We start from the raw sequence: 16,626 nt of genomic DNA on the forward strand, positions 1-16,626 counted from the left end.
TTTTAACTCCTATATTTTTGCGTTTAATTTTGTGAGATAAGCAAAAGGGTACTTTTAATATAGGAGTCCAAATCAAGGAAGTATTTATTTTACTGCTTTTATTCGAGTATTTATAATGCGATATGTCATAATCATTGTAACGTTATTAAGATATGAATAGGTTTGATTTTAAAGGAGGGGATCAGTGATGCGTTTAGGAGTTATGTTAAATCGAGTGTTTAGATTAAAGCATAATCCCTTATTTGATGAGGTTATTTCATACCAAAGTGAAATTGAAAAACTGTATGTCATTGTGCCTATTGAGGATATGTCGGATGCAGCAGAAATAAAGAAAAATCATTATTATGAGGTGGTTCAAGGGTTTATAGATGCTTTGAAGCACCATCATATTCACCCATTTATTGTCCCTTATGAGGGCTTAGCAGAATTTGTGAGAAAGTATGACCTCACGCATATTTTAATGCCGAATGATATTATGAGTTATCATTTAGATATTTATGATTATCCACACGTGAAGTTGGCGTTTGAAAAGCGTGATATTCAATTGATAGGATGCCGTGTGAATCATTATTTTCGACCTGGAAATACACTGAATCAAAAAGGTGAGCCGTATAAAGTGTTTACAAGTTTTTATCGTGCGAATCGTCCGCAACTGATGCGTCATGATAAGCCATTAGATTCATATAAACAGATTGTACAATATGCCGAAAAGGGGACGAATGAGACTAAGATACAATGGCAGCAATCACAGGATATGGAGCGTCGTGCACGTGAAGCGTGGATGCACTTTTTAACAGAGGATATCACGCACTATAAAGTGTTGACAGACGATGTTTCTCAAAGTGATGTGAGTCGGTTAGGTCAGTATTTAGCGTATGGGCTAATCGATATTCATGAGGTGATTAATGATTTATTAGACGGTTACGAAGCTGATGAAGTAAACTATGAGGCCTATTTACGTGAAATCATGTTTCGTGAATTTTATTACGTGTTGATGACTTATTATCCGAATACAGCGACAGAAGCTTTTTCTGAAAAGTATCGTCAAATGAAGTGGTCTCACAATGAAGCGCATTTTGAAGCTTGGAAAAAAGGTCAGACGGGTTTTCCTCTTGTCGATGCAGCGATGCGCAAATTGAATCGAACGGGGTATATGCATAATCGTTTGAGAATGGTGGTATCTCAATTTTTAACTAAGCATTTATTCATAGACTGGACGAAGGGGGAAGCGTATTTCCGTCAACATCTACTGGATTATGATAATGCTTCAAATGTACATGGTTGGCAGTGGTCTGCTTCAACAGGAACAGATACTGTGCCTTATTTTAGGATGTTCAATCCGATACGTCAAAGTGAGCGTTTTGACAAAAATGGCTATTTTATTCAGTCAGAAGTCAAAGAATTAGAAGGGGTTTCAAGTAAGTATATTCATGAGCCAACGAAATATCAAAAAGATCTTAAAACACAGTACCAAATCATAATCGGAACAGATTATCCTAAAGCGATTGTCGATCATCAAGCTGCCCGTGAATATGTCATGACACAGTTTAAGCAACTATAAGTCATTTATGATTTCTAATTGATAATTGTTATCAATTGTGTCAAGCTAGACATATACAGTAAATCAAAAGGGAGTTATTCATGATGAAAGATGTGACGATTATTGGTGGAGGTCCAGCAGGATTATTCGCAAGTTTTTATGCAGGGTTAAGAGGATTGGACGTTAGGATTATTGATGTACAAGATAAATTAGGGGGCAAAATGAATATTTATCCTGAGAAGATTATTTGGGATATTGGTGGTATTGCACCTAAGCCATGTCAATATATTATTCAGGATACGATACAACAAGGCTTACATTTTAAGCCGGAAGTCCGTCTAAAAACACGTGTTACAAACATAACGAAAGTGGGTGAACGGCATTTTAGAGTCACAACAGATCAAGGTGAGACCTACGATTCGAAAGCTGTGATTGTTGCGATTGGCAGCGGTATCGTCAAACCCAAATCGTTGAATATTCAGGATGCTTCAAGATATGAATTAACGAATTTACACTATACTGTCCAGTCTCTCAAACACTTTAAAGGAAAAAATGTTTTAATCTCTGGATCGGGTAATACTGCGCTTGACTGGGCGAGGGACTTGTCAGGGTATGCGCATCACGTCACGCTCGTATATCGTAAAAGTGAAATCAGTGGATATGAAGCTATGGATGAAGTGTTGAAGCAATGCGAAGTCGAAACGAAGCCTTCTACACAAATTAAACAATTAATAGGGAATACGGATCGTTCACGTATTGAAAAAGTGATTTTAGAAGACACAATAACAGGTAAAACAGAAGCAAAGCAAGTGGATGAAGTGATAATTAATCATGGTTTTGATCATGAAAATACGTTGTTAGCCGATTCGAATGTTGAGGTTGAGATGTTTGATGAATATCGCATCAAAGGATTTGGGGATACATCTACCAACGTGCCAGGCCTCTTCGCATGTGGTGACATCATACATCATCAAGCAAAAGCGCATCTCATTGCAAGTGCATTTAATGATGCAGCGACTGCGGCCAATTTAGCTAAAACCTATATTGAACCAGAAGCAGATAAAGAAGGATTTGTTTCCAGCCATAACACCATTTTCAAAGCAGCTAATCAAGCAGTGATGCACAAATACTTGTAAAAGGCATTGCGGTCCATTTAAGAAACGAATGTCGACTTTTGAAACTATAAATACTTAACTGTGTCGTTTACGTAAAAAACAAAAATAGTTACAGCTATTCACAACTTATTCAGAAATCTCTCCTATTATAATTGTATCAAACAATAGGAGGGATTTTATGATGAGTTCAATATTTATTGTGTTAGGTATGATATGTTTAGTCATTTCAGTGATTTTATGTATTAACGAGATTATTAAGGTTAAAGTAGAGCAAAAAGGTAAAATGAACTACAAGATAATGGTCATATTTTTTGCATTGTATGTTGTATTATTATCAATAGGTATTATGATAGAAAATATTTAAATCGAATTTGATAAATAAGGTGAAAATATGAAGGGTTTCCATATTTTAATAGTTGAAGACGACAGTATCATTGCTAAAAATTTAAAAAAGTTATTTGAACAAAATAATGTCAAAGTATCTCTAGATTATAATGGAGATCGGGTTATGCATTACTTAAATGAAGTGCATTTAATTATTATGGATGTCATGTTACCGGGTATGGATGGTATTCATTTGACGGATTTGATTAGACAAACGACAGATATACCTATACTTTATTTAACAGCACGAAATGACATAAGTGCTAAATTAGAAGGTTTGAGAAATGGAGATGACTATCTAACGAAACCTTTTGATCCTAGAGAGTTATTTTTGAGAGTAGAGAATTTAATTGATAAATACTACAGCGATAAAAAAATGACAATAGGCGAACTTACTATTGATATAAGAGCACGTACTGTAATGATTGATAATGCATATGTCAATTTCACGAAAACGGAAAATGTGATTTTCTTTTATTTTGTATCGAATATTAACGTTAATTTGACTAAAGCTCAAATTATCAATTTTGTATGGCAAGCGGAATCGGTATATGAGAATACACTGAATGTTTACATTAAAAAAATTAGATCTAAAATTAATGACCGTGATGCAACGGTTATTGAAACAGTATACGGTGTTGGATATCGTCTAAATAGTAGGTGAAATGATGAAATTAAAAGAAAAATATTTAAAATTAATGATGCTAGGTTTATTTTTAATACCAATTGTATTTCTAGTAGTCAATTATTTTATGTACGCTTTAGTATTGATGTCAGAGTATGTATTTGATATTGAAGTTAGAAATCCATTTAATGGGACGATATTAACGCTTATTACGTATAGTCTCTTTTTTTTAGTATTAATACTGTTAGTTATGGTCGGGACTAAATATATTACTAATATTGTTAACCGATTAGATAAAATGAAAAGAATAATAGAAACGATTGCTTTTGATGATGAATTACCTCAAAAAATAGAGGTAAAAAGCGGAAAAAGAGATGAAATCGATGAACTAGGCCTATCTGTTAACATTCTAATAGATAGGCTTCTTTACAAAGAGCTTGAGCTTAATAAGCGCATCCGAATAGAACAACAATATATGAATCAAATGTCTCATGACATAAACACCCCGCTAACGGCGTTACGTTTGGAGCTTTTCCATTTAGCTCATGAATATCATATAAAAGCTGAAGATATTAACGTTTCTTATGAAAGAATTGAATATATATCAAAATTAATACGAAATATTTCAATTGATCAAAAAGAGAAGATTCAATACTTTTATACATTTAATAATGAAGTCGATATTCAATCTCTTTGCGCAAGTATTATCAGCAAGTGGCAATATTTATTCAAAAGACAAGGCATAGAAGTCACATATAAGGTGCTTAATGAACAAGTGATATGGTTGGGTGAGGCGTTATGGTATGAGCGGTTGTTCGAAAATATAATTTCAAACATTTATAAGCATTCAAATGCAAAAAATGTGTATCTCACACTGAGTTCCTCACAAATTTCATTTTCTGATGATGGCGTAGGCTTTAATCCTCGTGAATATCAAGAAAGTAACGGATTAAATATTATTCGAAATATTGCCGAAAGATTTCACTTGAATGTAGAATTTCAATCTAATCATCATGGTACTACTGTTGTTTTAAAGGCAAATCAATCAAAATAAATACAATAGATACATGCACTTATGATCGTGTTAACACGCATAGGTGCTTTTTTTATTGGATTGCTTGCAACTGATGAATGTACGTCATGTTAATTTTATGATTTCATTGTAAATATTTTTGAATAATTTTTGTTTTAAATCATCTTCTTTTTGCTTTATTTCCAATAGATTTCCATATAAAACCTTTTGATTTTTGATAAACAAAAATTTGGACTTTAATCTTTTTTTATTGAAGGGATATATTGACTTAACATAGCAGTCCTAAAATTAGAGTGTAATAGTATTTGAAGGAGTGATGTGATGATTACGCTCAAGAATTTGAACAAAGTGTATGACGATAATCACTATGCGGTTAAGGATTTGAATTTGGATATTGAGGATCAAGAGTTTGTCGTATTTGTAGGGCCATCTGGTTGTGGCAAGTCTACAACGTTACGCATGATTGCGGGTTTGGAAGAAATCAGTCAGGGTGAAATCTATGTAGACGGTCAATTGTTAAACCAAGTCCCGCCTAAAGATCGTGGCATTGCGATGGTATTTCAAAATTATGCGCTATATCCTCATATGTCTGTCTACAAAAATTTAGCCTTTGGGTTAAAAATGCGTGGTATACATCGAAAACACTATCATAAACGTATTTTAGATGCAGCTAAGACGTTAGAGATTAGTCACTTGCTAGATAGAAAACCGAAAGCTTTATCAGGAGGGCAGCGTCAACGTGTTGCGCTTGGTCGAGCGATTGTACGTGAGGCTAAGATTTTTTTGATGGATGAACCCCTATCGAACTTAGATGCAAAATTAAGAACACATATGCGTACGGAGATTATTAAATTACATAAAGCTATGGGAGCTACAACTATTTATGTGACACATGACCAAACGGAAGCTATGACGATGGCTACAAAGATTGTATTACTTAAAGATGGTGTGATTCAACAAGTTGGAACACCTGAGGATATTTATCATCATCCAGTGAATCAGTTTGTAGCGACATTTATCGGAACGCCGACGATGAATATGATCCCTATCTCTAAAGTGAATCACGACTGGCAATTTAGAGGTCAAACTGTTATGTGTCCAAATACTTTGCCAACATCATATACTGATTTAAATATAGGGGTTCGTGCTGAGCATCTTCAATATGCAACCGAGATGGATGCATTGCAATCTTGTGCAATTCGTTTACAAGATTGGCAAGTGACATTAGTGGAACTCATCGGTGCGACGAAATTGATTCATTGTCAGCATGAGGATGTTCAAGTCGTGGTGTCTACAGAGAATGCGTCAACAATCCAAAGCGGACAGCGGATTCATTTGGGGATTAATTGGGAAGTGTGTCATTTTTTTAATAGTGACACAGGAGAGGTTGTATCGGCGCAACATGCATCTCCCTCAAAAGTGATCAATATTTAAATGATAAAGATTGGAGTAAGTGTAGTGAAAGCAATGACAAAGGTCAAACATACGCCTCAAAAGGTGCGAAGTCAAACGACATTGTTACGTAGGATATGGCAACATAAAATACTTTATTTGATGTTATGCCCTTGCATACTTTTCTTCATTATTTTTAATTACATCCCCATGACAGGGCTTGTTCTGGCATTTAAGGCATTTCGTTTTGATACAACGATATTCGGAGGTCAGTGGGAAGGCCTGAAATACTTTAGGCGTTTTTTCTCTGATACGCGGAGTACGCAAATTCTTATTAATACACTAGTCATTAGCGGGATGAAATTAGTATTGGCGCTCCCATTTCCAATCGCGATGGCCATTATGTTTAATGAGATATCGCATACCAAGTTAGGACGTTTTCGAGGGGTATTTCAAGGTGTGATGTATATTCCTCATTTTTTATCATGGGTTGTAGTTGTAGGAATTTTTCAAAAGTTGTTAGCACCTGATAATGGTCTTATTAATCAGCTGATTCAGCAATTTGGAGGTACGGGGTCAACCTACTTTATGATGAATCCAGAATATTTTCATACGATTATGTTTTCGAGTTATTTATGGAAAAATGTGGGTTGGGATTCGATTATATATTTTGCGGCGATCATGGGGATTAACCCTGAAATATATGAAGCTGCCAAAATAGATGGCGCAAATCGTTGGCAACAAATTGTGCATATTACACTCCCTATGTTAATGCCGACGATTATGATTTTATTCATTTTATCTTTAGGAGATATTTTAAAGGCGGGATTCGATCAAATCTATTTATTGAAAACACCAGGAAATGCGGAATATGCGGAGATTTTAGATACATTCGTTATTCGTACAGGCATTCAGCAAGGTGACTTTAGTTACGCCATTGCGATTGGTTTATTACAAGGTGTGATTGGATTGTTATTGGTAGTTCTTGTCAATCGCTTAGCAGATAAAAAGTTCAATACATCACTATATTAAGGAGAAAAAAATGAAACACATTCAAAAGGTCAGTATCTTATTATTAACGTTACTTATTGTATTTGTGACTGCATGCGGAAAGGATCAAGATGAAGCACAACGAAAAGCAGACGCTAAAGGTAAGCCAGATACGTGGATTGCAGATCGTAAATTAACGGGACTTGTCTTTCAAAGTAAGAATGATGTATCACCTGAAATGAATAAAGAAATAGCGAAAGAACTTAAAGCGAAGACGGGGATTACATTGGAACTCCAAACAGCATCAGGTGATGATTCGACAGAGGCTTTGACATCAGGTCTTGCGTCGGGGGATTTGCCGGACTTTATTGTATATTATTTGGACAATAGTGGCCGTCCTGAGATGAAAGTACTCAATAAAGCAGCACAACAAGGGCAGTTGACAGATTTAAAACCCTACCTAGAAGATACAAAAATATACAAAAAATACTTGAAAAAAGACTATTTACCGAAAGACACACGAGATAATATTATGTTTAATCAAGATTTAGATGGGACGTATTTTGTACATATGGGGATTAATCGTCAACCTGGAGATCCTGGACGTAAACTTGTAGGTGGACCTTATATTCGTAAAGATATTGTTGATCAGCTCAATATAGACCCAAGTGCTATCAAGACATCTAAAGATATGAAAGCACTTGCGCAAGATATCCAAGCACATCATTTTAAAGATGACAATGGCAAGGAAATCACACCTATCGGCCCGACAGCATGGGGAGGTAGTGATCGTACAGCATTCAACAACGACTTAGTATGGACAGGTTCAGCAGATGAGAAGTTTCAAATAGATCACGGCAAAGTCAAACATGAAGCGGATACAAATTATGGGATGAAACGTGTGAAGTATATCAAGTCATTGATGAAAGACGGGTTGATGACGAAAGAATTTTATACGATGCCTGAAAATAAGGCTAAAGAAGGACTAGTGAATGGTTCGTGGGGGATTGTGTCTGACTTACACAACTATGTGACCGAAAATCAAAATATGAAATATGTGCCACTTGGGCCTCTAAATACAGTAAAAGGGGCTTATCAAATGGAGATGGCGTATAAGTCGGGTTATGGTGGTTGGTCTATACCTAAAAGTACAAAACATCCAGAAGACGTTGTGAAATTAGCAGATTTCTTAGCGAGTCGTGAAGGAAAATTACTAGGCCAGTACGGTATTGAAGGTCGAGACTATACGTTAGATCAATCGGGCAATCCTATTGTCAAACAAGAAGTTCTAAAAGAAATTGAAGAAAACCCAGATCAAGCGAAAAAGAGAGGATTCCGAGGGGCTGGGTCGTACTGGGCGGACCATCTCGGTCTAACAGATATTGATAATAAGGCAGATTTTGGTGAGAGAGAGTACGGTGATAACGTCCGTAAACAACAAGGTGAAACAAATCCTGAAAAAATGGCAGATGCATGGCACTATGATGAGAAGTTAAAAGACGCAAAAGTGATTGATGGCCTAACTGTCAAATCCTTCCTACAGAAATTCGAACGAGGCGAAGATTTAGAAATCGCATTAGATGAGTATGATGAAGCGATGCAACGTGCTTATTATGCCAAGTCAGATCACGAGTCGAAACACATATTAGACGATGCGAAAAAGAAATTAGATCAAGCGGGGTTACCAGAATTTGAAAAAATGATTGATCAAAACATTAAAGATGGCGAAAAAATTAGATTCTAAAGGATGAAAAGCGATGAAAATCAAGCAAGATATGAGTAGTGTAGTGATTCGCACTATTTCCTGGGTAATAATTATATTTCTGACGTTAACCATTCTTTTGCCGATGTTTCATATTATTGCGCTCGCTTTTAATAGTGGCGCTGATGCCCAAAGAGGGGGCATCACTTTTTGGCCGAGGCAGTTTTCATTAGATAATTTTAAAGAAATTTTTAGACAAGGGACGATATTAAATGCCTTATGGATTAGCTTAGGCAAAACGATTCTTGGCACTATTTTAAGTGTGATATTAACTGCCATGGCGGCTTACGCGTTAACGATTAAGACACTTCCTTTTCGAAGAGTAATCACATTTGGTCTTGTGTTTACGATGTTATTTAGTGCAGGCGTTGTTCCATTATATATTTTGCTTCATCAACTCAGTCTGACGGATACGTTTTGGGTGTATATCATTCCATCACTGTATAGTGTTTATCATATTTTAATTATGCGCACATTCTTCAATCAAATCCCGAATAGTGTGATTGAGGCAGCACGTATCGATGGCTGTAATGATTGGCAAATTTTTTGGAAAATTATCTTACCCATGAGCAAACCTGTTATTGCGACTATTACGCTATTTAATGCGGTAAGTCAGTGGAATGATTGGTTTACAGGGGCATTTTTTGTGAGAAATCCACAGCTAAAACCGTTAGCTACTGTTTTACAAGATATGTTAACAAGTCAGGAGTCGATATCGCATGCATTGAAACAAAAGGCGGGCGCCTATCAAATGATTGAACGTATGACTATTACGGGTGATTCGCTGCAAATGGCGATGATTGTGTTATTGATTATACCTGTTTTGTTTTTATTCCCATTTGTACAAAAGCACTTTGTCAAAGGGGTTAACATTGGTTCTACTAAAGAGTAAAGGAGCGTTCACGATGTCATCATTCAAAATCATGCAGTTGACAGATTTACATTTAGGTCCAAATCATGACGAAAAAGATCAACAAACCTACCAATTGTTAGAGCAGCTCATCACAACATACCAGCCGGACTTGTGTCTACTGACAGGCGATCAAATATGGTCTCAAGGTGTGTTGGATTCAGATCGTGTCTATCGGGAGTTATTTCAATTTTTGAATCAATTCAATACGACGATAGCGACAACATTTGGTAATCATGATACAGAAAATCAGTTTCGTCGTAGTGACTTAAGAGCGATTGAAAAAGAGGTGGCAACGCATTATGTAGATAAAAAACATGCCAAAATCATTGATGATAAAGAGGCTTATGTCATAGAAATTTATCAAAATCAAAATTTAACGCATCTCATTTATGTGATTGATGGTGGAGACTATAGTGAGTCAGCTATAGGAGATTATGCCTACATCCACCCTGGACACGTTGCGTGGATTGAAGAGGTTGAATCAAGTTATCGTCAAAAGGGTATCGTTTTGCCAGGTCATAATGTGTTGTTTACACACATCCCTATCCCAGAATACCAAGCTATTGAGCATGTTCAAAACTTTCATGGTATCTATCAGGAAACAATTGGTTGTGCTCAGGTCAACTCAGGCTTATTTGCGCAAATGTTGCATACTGGAGGAATAGAGGCCATGTTTTGTGGTCATGATCACGATAATGACTTCGGTATCAATCATTATGGCATTGATTTAAATTATGGACGTGTGAGTGGATTTAATTGTTATGGAGAGATACAGAGAGGGGCACGATTAATTGAGTTAATACCGAATCAACCTTACCGTACAAAGATTGTTGAATATGATCAACGTTTCTAAAGTACGTTTCAATCAAATTTACGTGCCGATTTTAATTGAGCAGCTTTTTATGATGTTGATGAATCAAGCAGACGTGATGATGTTAAGTGCTTATGATACAAAAGCGATTGCAGTGTCTGGGATTAGTACACAAATGATGACAGTATTGACCTTTTTAATTACGATTGTGCATGTCGGCGTGTCGATTCGACTTGTTCATCAAAAAGAGCACGAAGTCCACGCTATCAAGTCAGAAGTATATCATAGCGTAACTTTGAATATCGTTCTTTCGATAGGTGTATGTATCGTCGCGATGATGAGTTATCATTGGATACTCCTATTTATGCAAGTACCATCATCTATCTTTGACCTGACTTATCAATTTGGCATGATATTTTTAGTTGGATTTACGATGACGACGACACAAATGCTTGTTGGAAGTTTATTAAGGATTTTAGGTCTTGCTCATATTGCAGCGATGACAACAGTTGGCATTAATATCATCAATGTCATATTGAATGGTAGTATTTTATTTATCTTTACAAACTGGTTTGAGTCACCTATTTTAGCTGTGGCCATCGCAACGCTGTTCAGTCGCTTTATAGGATTGATGTATGGCAGCTATCATTTAATCAAAAAGTATCAACCTCGATTGAGCTATTTTAAGTTAAAGCGGTATATGAGCCACAAAGTCATTGTACTCGGTTTGCCTGGCGCAGGTGAACAAATCTCATACAACGTGGCTCAGACGATAATGACAGCCTTTCTCATCATCATGGGGACAGAAGTAATAGCAGCTAAATCACTCACAGTTGCTCTGAGTAATCTTTCATTTTGTGTGGCAATGGCATACAGTTTGGCTAGTCAAATTTATTTAGGCAAGTTCATCGCACGGAGAAAGTTTAATATTTTGAGTCATCATGTGTACAGAGGGTTACGTCAAAATATATTACGTTCGGTGCTCATTATGAGTATAGTCGTCATAGGATTTGTTATTGCAGGACGCTATATTACAAGTGGTGAAGAGGTCTATCATTTAACGCTGTTTTACTTATGTTTGTTTGTAGGGTTAGAACCGATACGTGCGATGAATAATTATATGGTAGATTTATTGAATGTTGCAGGGGATGTACGCTATCCAGTTTTAATTAATGTAGTCACTACATGGTGCTTGCTTATTCCATTATCATACTTGACTGCTTTTACGTTGGGATGGGGGTATATCGGTATGATATTAATGAATATGATTGAGGAGGGTATACGGTTTATATTGATGATGCGCAGATGGCAGCAAGGCATATGGAAATCTAAGTTAACGCAGATAGGGGTTCGTTTGGATGTATAAAAAGAAATCAAGGTTAGATGTTATCTGTCAACGTGTGGCAAATCACGGAAAAGTGTGTGTGAATGATTTGGCAGTATACTTTGAAGTCACACCTGAAACCATACGCAAAGATTTAGAGCTATTAGAAGCAGATAAAAAAATCACACGTGTTCATGGAGGTGCGGTGAAATACAATTATCTCAATAAAGAGCAATCATTTAGTCATAAATGGCAAAAGCAAGCACATGTCAAAGAACGATTAGCTAAACGTGCAGCACAATTCATACATAATGCGGAAATAATCGCTTTGGATGGTGGTACGACAGTGGGCCGTATACCTAAATATTTAAATCATCTTTCGAATTGTACCTTTGTTACGCATTCATGGATGACTATGATGGAATTGAATAAAGCGGTAGAAGAACAGCGCATTGAGGCAGAAATTATGATGCTACCAGGCAAGGCGAATACGGAACAAGACGTCGTACGAGGGCCTTTGACCAATCAACTACTTCAATCATTTAAATTTGATAAAGCTTTCTTATCTTGTGGTGCTTTTGACACAACACACGTATATGAATATGACTTGGAAGAAGCATTAGTGAGTCGTACCATGATGCAACAAAGTGCCGAAACGTTATTAGTCACAGACAGTACAAAACGTGATAATACAGCCTCATTTGTGATTGATTCATTACAGGAGATAGATTACATCATTACAGATTATGCTAAACCAGAAATAATCGAGTTTGATCCTTCCCATTGGCTACAAATGTGAATTCCTTAAAAATGATGATAAAGAGAAGCAGTAATGAAAAAACGTTATACCGTGATATGGACAAATCCTCTTTAATCAAAAATGCCAAATCCAAGTCCCGTCTGACGCTCTCCTAACATGCTTAGCAATATAACAAGCGCTTTTCTGATATGATTAAGGTAAAATAAAAAATGAATTGAGATGAATGTGGATAAAGATGAGTGCAGGGAGATAGGTTTGTGCTCATTTTTTTGACAAATGGAGAGGTGACATCATGCAAAAAGTCTTATTAACAGGGGCTTCGGGCTATATCGGCGGTCATTTAATAGAAAAGTTAAAAACGGACTATGACGTGATTGCCATATCGAGAAATATAGAGAATAAAAAGAATGAGCGTAACGTGACATGGAAATCAGCAGATCTTTTTGATTTGAATAAGATTACTGAAGTGATGAGAGATATTGACATTGCGATATACCTTGTACACCCAATGATGTCATCTGCTAAGTTAACACAAGCTAAATTTGAAGACATGGATGCACTACTGGCTGATAATTTTGGGCGTGCGGCACAGAAAAATAACGTCAAGCACATCGTATTTTTAAATGGTTTGATTCCTGAATCTGACAACGTATCCATACATTTGCGTAATCGTTTAGAATGTGAAGCTATTCTAGGTTCATATGGCGTGCCAGTGCGTACATTACAGGCTGGGCGTATTATTGGTGGGGCTATTGACTTTAAAGAGAGCATTCGTAGTGCGTTTAAAAAGGAAAAAAAAGTATCAAAACATACTATTAAAGATGTTAGAGCCATTTCTCGTGTAACATTTCCGAATGACATGACAATGTCGAATTTAGTGGAGGTCTATGCTAAATTCTTGAATAATATGACCCTCCATGTCATCAATTGTCATTTGGATGATAATCATTTTACGATTACAGTACCTTTTTTAAATAAAGAGTTGTTGTTACTCCAAAAAGATCATGCCGTTTCAGATTATGATTATGTCTTATACCGTATTGTGGGTGGTGACCTTGCGCGTAATTCTAGTAGAGGTAATGCAAGACTCGAATTTAGACGACTACCGGATAGTGACGAATGTATTATTGCATTACAAGAATATGAGCCGACACTCCCTTGGTGGGTGTATAAACACACTCAAGCCAAAGTGCACGAAACCGTTATGAACTTATTTGCGTGCAAACTTCAAATGAGGTATCACAGTCAAGGAAACTATACCGTGAAAAAGTTAATTGTTCCTGCCTTTGTTGTAATGGGTGTGATTTTACTCAAAAAGAAGTGGCGCAAAAAAGCTATGTCTAATGTAGAATGATAAAAGTTTAATAACACAAAATAAGGCGACGAAAGACAAAGCATTTCGTCGTCTTATTTGATACTATAGGCATTGCAGTGTCATTTTATAACAAACTGAACAGCAAGCAACCGGTACTTGAACTAAAGAGTCTCCAGAGAATATAAAAGAATTTAAGACAGACGTCAGACTCACCAATCAAATATCGACAGATAGAGCGATGCCTATGTGATCTCAATGGGCAGTTTCAGTCCTTATTTTGGTTTCATTCGCTACTATAAAAACTTTTATAGAGCTTTATGACAGTATTATAAAGACATTCGATTGTAACGTACATCTTGTTAAGTTAGGTTAAAAGTGAAGGAGCTGTTGGAAATGGATGTAGGACAACAAATTAAACGATATAGGACAGAATGTGAACTGTCTCAAGCAGAATTGGCAGAGAAAATATATGTATCATCTCAAACCATTTCAAATTGGGAAAATGAGAGAAGTTGTCCCGATTTGCATCATTTGATTGTCCTAAGTGCATTGTTCCAAGTTTCTTTAGATCAACTTGTTAAAGGAGATGTAGAGGATATGAAAAATGCAGTCGATCAAAGCAATATGGATAAGTACGGGTGGCTGATGTGTCTATTTATAGCTTTAGCAGCAATATCAACGGGGCCTGCATTAAAATATAGTGAAGGCTGGTTTGGTTTACTAGTGCCAGTCATCCTTTGGGCCATTTCAATGCATTATGCATTGAAAATTGAGCGTATTAAAAAGAAACATGATGTCCAAACATATAGAGAAATTCTAGATTATATGGAAAATGGTAAGAAAACAATTCAAACACCGAGAAATAAAAAGAAGTATGTGGCTGAGAAATTTTTGATTGTAGTGGGATTTGGCGTTGTTGTAATGGCAATCGTATTTATAAGTACGTGGATATTCAGCATGATTTAATATAATACAAAAGTTAAAATACTTATGCGAGAATGCGCATACTATCCCAAAAAAGATGGACGATTGTCAGAGGTTCTTATATGAACACTGAAAATCGTCCATCTTTGAGTTTATAGAGCTGTCATGCCACCATCGATGACGAACTCTGATCCTGTTGAATAAGAGGCCTCATCTGAAGCAAGGAAACATACGAGATTTGACACTTCTTCAGGTTGTGCAATACGTCTCATTGGAATCGTCTTTTTAAATGCATTCACTGCTTCTTTCACGCTATCTTCTTCAAGCATGGGTGTTTGGATGACGCCGGGATGAACAGAATTGACGCGAATATTGTAGGGAGAAAGTTCACGTGCAGCTGCTTTGGTCATCCCTCGTACCGCAAACTTAGTATCAGTATAACCGATTGCACCACCGACAAGTCCATTCATGGAAGAAATATTAATGATTGAACCTAGTTCTTGTTGTTTCATGATTGGAGAGACGACCTTGATACCTAAAAATACAGAAACTTGGTTAATATTGACAATCTTCATATAGTCTTCTAGGGAAACGTCGTCAATTGATTTGTGATAAGTTATACCGGCATTATTGATTAATACATCGATACGTTCAAAGCGTGACATTACAGTATCAACGACGTGCTGCCAATCTGACGCTTTTGATACATCATGTTGAATAAACAGTACATCCTCGCCTAAAGATTGGGCTGTCACTTGGCCTACGGATTCGTTAATATCTGTAATTACTACCTTAGCTCCCTCACTGAGTGCCCTTTCAGCATGAAGTTTCCCCATGCCTTGTGCACCTCCTGTGATGATCACAACTTTATCTGTTAATCTTTTCATCTAAAACACACCTTTCTGTACCTTTACAAACAATGTCAATGATAGACCTTTATGTTAAGAAATGCGAATGATGCGTTTGTGACACAGGTGGCTCATCCTATTAAATATTAAAAATAGGGATAAGAATAATATGGTGCATGGGGTGACACATTGATTCTTAATGGTGTGTGTCTGAATATCTATTTGACATGACGTCTTTTCCTGAAAATGAGACGATATACAAAATATAATAATGCGATAAATATAACTATATACATGATGTAGGCGTATGTGTGTAGTCCTGTCATCAGTGTATCAAAGCTATCACTCAATAAGCGTCCTAATAAGATTAGGGCAAAATTCCAAATAGTTGTACCAAGCAATGACAAAACAATAAATTGGACGACATTCATCTTATTAATACCTGCTGGAATCGTAATCAGTACACGAAGGACAGGGATAAAGCGGCATAATAACACTGCCCATGCGCCGTATCGCTTAAACCAGTCATTTGCGCGTTTGACATCTTTACCTTTCAATTTGAGCCATTTACCTTGTCTATCAACAAAGCGATAAATACGCTCTTCATGAATCAGACGACATACATAGTACAAAATCAATAAACCGATAAATGAGGCAATAGTTGAAATGATAAATAAAATAGGGATAGAAAGCCCCGATTTCACAGACATTAAGCCAGCAAATGTCAGAATGATTTCAGAAGGGACAACAGGTAAGACATTTTCTAGTAAAATCAAAATGAAAATAGCCATATATCCCCAACGGCTAATCAAATCAGTAATTATTTGTTCCATATCTAAATGTATGCTCCTTTATAAACATTTGGATTGTAGTGGATGATAGTATGACTG

General features: G+C 36.3%; 16 protein-coding genes. 14 read left to right on the plus strand and 2 right to left on the minus strand.

Annotated elements, in window-relative coordinates; genetic code table 11:
* Positions 1–187 precede the first annotated feature (187 nt).
* From C7J90_RS03320 to C7J90_RS03385, 14 genes are all read left to right on the plus strand, one after another.
* Complete coding sequence (locus tag C7J90_RS03320; protein WP_103208362.1) at positions 188–1,561, plus strand: cryptochrome/photolyase family protein; 1,374 nt, start codon at positions 188–190, stop codon at positions 1,559–1,561.
* A gap of 83 nt (positions 1,562–1,644) precedes the next feature.
* A complete protein-coding gene (locus C7J90_RS03325; RefSeq protein ID WP_103208364.1) occupies positions 1,645–2,676 on the plus strand; it encodes an NAD(P)/FAD-dependent oxidoreductase in 1,032 nt (343 codons plus the stop codon).
* Between the two features lie 157 nt (positions 2,677–2,833).
* Positions 2,834–3,019: a hypothetical protein gene (locus tag C7J90_RS03330; protein WP_103208366.1), complete on the plus strand. Its 186-nt coding sequence runs from the start codon at positions 2,834–2,836 to the stop codon at positions 3,017–3,019.
* Between the two features lie 27 nt (positions 3,020–3,046).
* Positions 3,047–3,703, plus strand: coding sequence for a response regulator transcription factor (locus C7J90_RS03335; protein ID WP_103208368.1), 657 nt, complete (start codon positions 3,047–3,049; stop codon positions 3,701–3,703).
* A gap of 4 nt (positions 3,704–3,707) precedes the next feature.
* Positions 3,708–4,718 (plus strand): sensor histidine kinase, encoded by a 1,011-nt coding sequence (locus C7J90_RS03340; protein ID WP_103208370.1) that lies wholly within the window; start codon positions 3,708–3,710, stop codon positions 4,716–4,718.
* A 300-nt stretch (positions 4,719–5,018) separates the two neighbouring features.
* A complete protein-coding gene (locus C7J90_RS03345) occupies positions 5,019–6,131 on the plus strand; it encodes an ABC transporter ATP-binding protein (protein ID WP_103208372.1) in 1,113 nt (370 codons plus the stop codon).
* A 33-nt stretch (positions 6,132–6,164) separates the two neighbouring features.
* Entirely contained in the window at positions 6,165–7,121 is a 957-nt protein-coding gene (locus C7J90_RS03350) for an ABC transporter permease (protein ID WP_103208413.1), read from the plus strand.
* Between the two features lie 10 nt (positions 7,122–7,131).
* The gene (locus C7J90_RS03355; protein WP_103208374.1) at positions 7,132–8,823 is read left to right on the plus strand and encodes an extracellular solute-binding protein; all 1,692 of its coding nucleotides are present in this window, start codon (positions 7,132–7,134) and stop codon (positions 8,821–8,823) included.
* Positions 8,824–8,836: 13 nt separating this feature from the next.
* On the plus strand, positions 8,837–9,733 hold the full coding sequence (locus tag C7J90_RS03360) for a carbohydrate ABC transporter permease (protein WP_103208376.1): 897 nt from the start codon (positions 8,837–8,839) through the stop codon (positions 9,731–9,733).
* Between the two features lie 13 nt (positions 9,734–9,746).
* Complete coding sequence (locus C7J90_RS03365; protein ID WP_103208377.1) at positions 9,747–10,607, plus strand: metallophosphoesterase family protein; 861 nt, start codon at positions 9,747–9,749, stop codon at positions 10,605–10,607.
* Positions 10,591–11,931, plus strand: coding sequence for an MATE family efflux transporter (locus C7J90_RS03370; RefSeq protein WP_103208379.1), 1,341 nt, complete (start codon positions 10,591–10,593; stop codon positions 11,929–11,931). Before C7J90_RS03365 ends, C7J90_RS03370 begins: the two co-directional genes overlap by 17 nt.
* Positions 11,924–12,688, plus strand: coding sequence for a DeoR/GlpR family DNA-binding transcription regulator (locus tag C7J90_RS03375; RefSeq protein WP_103208381.1), 765 nt, complete (start codon positions 11,924–11,926; stop codon positions 12,686–12,688). The genes C7J90_RS03370 and C7J90_RS03375 overlap by 8 nt, the downstream gene beginning before the upstream one ends.
* Before the next feature lie 253 nt (positions 12,689–12,941).
* Positions 12,942–14,003, plus strand: coding sequence for an NAD(P)H-binding protein (locus tag C7J90_RS03380; RefSeq protein ID WP_103208383.1), 1,062 nt, complete (start codon positions 12,942–12,944; stop codon positions 14,001–14,003).
* 354 nt (positions 14,004–14,357) lie between these two features.
* On the plus strand, positions 14,358–14,930 hold the full coding sequence (locus C7J90_RS03385; protein WP_103208385.1) for a helix-turn-helix domain-containing protein: 573 nt from the start codon (positions 14,358–14,360) through the stop codon (positions 14,928–14,930).
* Between the two features lie 110 nt (positions 14,931–15,040).
* Here C7J90_RS03385 and C7J90_RS03390 read toward each other — a convergent pair whose 3' ends face one another.
* Positions 15,041–15,775, minus strand: coding sequence for a glucose 1-dehydrogenase (locus C7J90_RS03390; RefSeq protein ID WP_103208387.1), 735 nt, complete (start codon positions 15,773–15,775; stop codon positions 15,041–15,043).
* 179 nt (positions 15,776–15,954) lie between these two features.
* A complete protein-coding gene (uptA, locus tag C7J90_RS03395) occupies positions 15,955–16,569 on the minus strand; it encodes an undecaprenyl phosphate transporter UptA (protein ID WP_103208388.1) in 615 nt (204 codons plus the stop codon).
* Positions 16,570–16,626: the final 57 nt, after the last annotated feature.

The sequence above is a fragment of the Staphylococcus felis genome, from assembly GCF_003012915.1.
Lineage (GTDB): Bacteria > Bacillota > Bacilli > Staphylococcales > Staphylococcaceae > Staphylococcus > Staphylococcus felis.

Coding starts and splice junctions, on each gene's coding strand:
- C7J90_RS03340 (WP_103208370.1), top strand. CDS start 3,708: ATGAAATTAAAAGAAAAATATTTAAAATTAATGATGCTAGGTTTATTT.
- C7J90_RS03365 (WP_103208377.1), top strand. CDS start 9,747: ATGTCATCATTCAAAATCATGCAGTTGACAGATTTACATTTAGGTCCA.
- uptA (WP_103208388.1), bottom strand. CDS start 16,569: ATGGAACAAATAATTACTGATTTGATTAGCCGTTGGGGATATATGGCT.
- C7J90_RS03320 (WP_103208362.1), top strand. CDS start 188: ATGCGTTTAGGAGTTATGTTAAATCGAGTGTTTAGATTAAAGCATAAT.
- C7J90_RS03360 (WP_103208376.1), top strand. CDS start 8,837: ATGAAAATCAAGCAAGATATGAGTAGTGTAGTGATTCGCACTATTTCC.
- C7J90_RS03370 (WP_103208379.1), top strand. CDS start 10,591: ATGATCAACGTTTCTAAAGTACGTTTCAATCAAATTTACGTGCCGATT.
- C7J90_RS03325 (WP_103208364.1), top strand. CDS start 1,645: ATGAAAGATGTGACGATTATTGGTGGAGGTCCAGCAGGATTATTCGCA.
- C7J90_RS03385 (WP_103208385.1), top strand. CDS start 14,358: ATGGATGTAGGACAACAAATTAAACGATATAGGACAGAATGTGAACTG.
- C7J90_RS03330 (WP_103208366.1), top strand. CDS start 2,834: ATGATGAGTTCAATATTTATTGTGTTAGGTATGATATGTTTAGTCATT.
- C7J90_RS03350 (WP_103208413.1), top strand. CDS start 6,165: ATGACAAAGGTCAAACATACGCCTCAAAAGGTGCGAAGTCAAACGACA.
- C7J90_RS03345 (WP_103208372.1), top strand. CDS start 5,019: ATGATTACGCTCAAGAATTTGAACAAAGTGTATGACGATAATCACTAT.
- C7J90_RS03335 (WP_103208368.1), top strand. CDS start 3,047: ATGAAGGGTTTCCATATTTTAATAGTTGAAGACGACAGTATCATTGCT.
- C7J90_RS03355 (WP_103208374.1), top strand. CDS start 7,132: ATGAAACACATTCAAAAGGTCAGTATCTTATTATTAACGTTACTTATT.
- C7J90_RS03380 (WP_103208383.1), top strand. CDS start 12,942: ATGCAAAAAGTCTTATTAACAGGGGCTTCGGGCTATATCGGCGGTCAT.
- C7J90_RS03375 (WP_103208381.1), top strand. CDS start 11,924: ATGTATAAAAAGAAATCAAGGTTAGATGTTATCTGTCAACGTGTGGCA.
- C7J90_RS03390 (WP_103208387.1), bottom strand. CDS start 15,775: ATGAAAAGATTAACAGATAAAGTTGTGATCATCACAGGAGGTGCACAA.